The 2,372-nt window shown below is 68.0% G+C and carries 3 protein-coding genes; 2 read left to right on the forward strand and 1 reads right to left on the reverse strand.

Annotated features, from left to right (window positions below; all coding sequences use genetic code 11):
• A partial coding sequence (locus tag JHC79_RS22830; RefSeq protein ID WP_296395215.1) for a GTP-binding protein occupies nucleotides 1-1,137 on the forward strand: 1,137 nt, incomplete at its 5' end.
• Between the two features lie 23 nt (nucleotides 1,138-1,160).
• Here JHC79_RS22830 and JHC79_RS22835 read toward each other — a convergent pair.
• Nucleotides 1,161-1,625, reverse strand: a complete 465-nt coding sequence (locus JHC79_RS22835) for a hypothetical protein (protein ID WP_296395217.1) — start codon at nucleotides 1,623-1,625, stop codon at nucleotides 1,161-1,163.
• A 145-nt stretch (nucleotides 1,626-1,770) separates the two neighbouring features.
• On the opposite strand from JHC79_RS22835, the gene JHC79_RS22840 reads away from it, so the two are divergent.
• The gene (locus JHC79_RS22840) at nucleotides 1,771-2,319 is read left to right on the forward strand and encodes a GNAT family N-acetyltransferase (RefSeq protein WP_296395219.1); all 549 of its coding nucleotides are present in this window, start codon (nucleotides 1,771-1,773) and stop codon (nucleotides 2,317-2,319) included.
• The last annotated feature ends 53 nt before the right edge of the window (nucleotides 2,320-2,372 follow it).

The following is a 2,372-nucleotide window of genomic DNA, read 5'->3' on the forward strand; positions in this document are numbered from 1 at the left end:
CTCCTGCCCGTCACGGTCCTGTCCGGATTCCTCGGCGCCGGGAAGACGACCCTGCTCAACCACGTCCTGGCGAACCGGGAGGGACGCCGCGTGGCGGTCATCGTCAACGACATGAGCGAGGTCAACATCGACGCAGCGCTGATCGACGGTCCGCGCGGCAGGAGCCACCTCGACCGCACCGAGGAGAAACTCGTCGAGCTGACCAACGGATGCATCTGTTGCACACTGCGCGAAGATCTCGTCGAGTCGGTAGGCGCCCTTGCCGCGCAGGGTCGTTTCGACCAGCTGATCATCGAGTCCACCGGTATCTCGGAGCCGATGCCCGTCGCAGCCACGTTCGACTGGGAGTTCGAGAACGGCACCCGCCTGGGCGACGTCGCCCGACTCGACACGATGGTGACCCTGGTGGATGCGTCGACGATCCTGCGCGAGATCGTCACCGGCGACACCCTTGAGCGTCGATCCCTGCAGGCCGCCGACGGCGATGCCCGGACCATCTCGGATCTGCTGGTCGATCAGGTCGAGTTCGCCGACGTCATCGTCGTGAACAAGATCGACCTGGTCACCGACGCCGTCGTGGGCGCGGTCGAGGCGACCCTGCGACGCCTCAACCCGCGGGCACAGATCATCCGCACCCACAGTGGTGTGGTCGACCTGGACCGGGTCCTCGAGACCGGGCTGTACGACCCGGATCTCGCCGCCGACCACCCGGACTGGGCGACCGAGCTCGCGAGCGGTCACACGCCCGAGACCGAGGAGTACGGCATCTCCTCGACGACCTACCGGGCCGATCGTCCGTTCCACCCCGCCCGCCTCGCGGTGGCGCTCGGACAACTGCGGGGCATCCTGCGCAGCAAGGGCTTCTGCTGGGTGGCGTCACGAGCCGACGTGGTCGCGATCTGGTCGCAGGCGGGACCGAACCTGGTGATCGAACCCGCCGCACTCTGGTCCGCGGTCCCCGATGAGACCCCGGGTCAGGAGATCGTGTTCATCGGCGTCCATCTCGACGCGAGTGCGGTCGCAGCTCGACTCGACCCGGCACTGCTGACCGATGCCGAGGTCGCCGCGGGTGCGGCTGTCTGGCGGCGATACGACGATCCCCTGCCCGCCTGGGGACCCATGCCGCACGATCACTGACCGCGCGTCCACACACGCTCGCGTCAGGCGACCGACTGACCGTCGTCGGCATGCCTGTCCCGCACCTCGACGAGATCGACGGAATTCGCTCGGAAGATCGGCTCGATCGTCACGCCTGCGAGATCAGCGGCGGTGGTGAACAGTCGGACCCACCCGCGATCCCACGGCGTGATCGCGTCGTTTCCGGGCCGCGTGATCAGCATCGCGACGCTCACCACGTCGTGTCCGTCGATCACGTCGGACAAGCGGTACATCAGCAGATCGGCGAGGTAGGGCTCGGGCGGGCCGTCGAGTGGCAGCTGATTGAGCGCGGGCAGGATGTGTCCGGTGGTGTCGACGAAGGCGAACCACAGCAGTCTCTCGGAGAACCCCAGCGGTCCCATCAGTGCCCGCCAGCGCTCACGGAGTTCTTCGGCGGTGTGGAAGGCCTCCGACGCCGTGGCGATGTTCGGGATGGGGTCGGACGAGGGCGTGGGGTGCGATGTCATGCCGAGCACTGTGCGCCGCCGACGCGGATGCACCAAAGGTGTTGTCCACAGGCATGTTCCCTGTGGACGGAGCGGTTGACATCTTTCGCGGACGCGATGTGAGCTGAACCGTTGTCGTGCGGTCACCGGGCGTGTGCTGGAATCAGTGACCGTGCCCGCAGACCTGATCGTCACCATCGACACCGATGCCGACCTGGCCGAGGAGTTCGCCACGGTCGCCGCGGTCACGTTCCCACTGGCCTGCCCACCCGGCACCAGCGACGCCGACACGGCCGAACACATCGCCCGGCACCTGACCGCCGCACACTTCCGCGACCACCTCGCCTCGCCGGACCACGACGTCCTCGCCGCACGCGTCGACGGCGCCCTCGTGGGGTACGCGCTCGTCGCCCACGACGCCCCCACCGACCCCGAGGTGTGCGCCGTGGTCACCTCGAGACCGGTCTCGGAGGTGTCGAAGATGTACGTCCTCTCGGAGGCCCACGGCACCGGGGCGTCGCACGCGCTGATGGACCTGGCGCTGACCGCCGCACGCGAACGCGGAAGTGTCGCCACGTGGTTGGGCGTCAGCAACGTGAACCTCCGAGCGCAACGGTTCTACGCCAAGATGGGCTTCACCCAGGTGGGCCACAAGTCGTTCTGGCTCAACGGCGACGAGCAGCGCGACTTCGTGATGCTCCGACCGACGGACTAGGTGGCCTTCTCGGCGAAGCGGGACAGCGCCAGCAGCCGCGACGTCGCGCGCAG

Source organism: Williamsia sp. (genome assembly GCF_016462415.1).
Lineage (GTDB): Bacteria > Actinomycetota > Actinomycetes > Mycobacteriales > Mycobacteriaceae > Williamsia_A.